Annotated in this window: 1 protein-coding gene; it reads right to left on the bottom strand. The window is 65.8% G+C overall.

Going from position 1 to position 322, the window contains the following annotated elements:
- Positions 1-322 (bottom strand): DUF11 domain-containing protein (locus JHJ32_RS22755; RefSeq protein WP_200123050.1); only part of this gene is annotated, 322 nt, incomplete at both ends.

Here is a 322-nt window from a genome sequence, read left to right as displayed (position 1 = left end):
TCCCCGCCCGGGATGACTCCCGTCGCAACCGCCTGGTTGCTCACCTCGCCCGCATCGATGTCATCCTGCGTTACCGCGTAGGTCGCCGTCGCCGTTGCCGACTGTCCCGGAAGCAGCACGCCCCCGGCACCGGGCCAGCTGTACGTCAGTGCCGACAGCCCAGCAAGGCCGTCCGTCACCGAAACGCCGCTCAGCGTCATGTTGCCCGTGTTGGTTACTTCAAAGGTATAGGTGATGACGTCGCCCGCATCAATCCGGCCGTCGCCACCGTCGGCAACCGCGAACGATTTCACCAGCGCTATCGACGGAGCCGCAGGAAGGC

The sequence above is a fragment of the Parapedobacter sp. ISTM3 genome (genome assembly GCF_016533505.1).
GTDB lineage: Bacteria > Bacteroidota > Bacteroidia > Sphingobacteriales > Sphingobacteriaceae > Parapedobacter > Parapedobacter luteus.
This window is presented reverse-complemented; position numbering and strand designations above follow the sequence as displayed.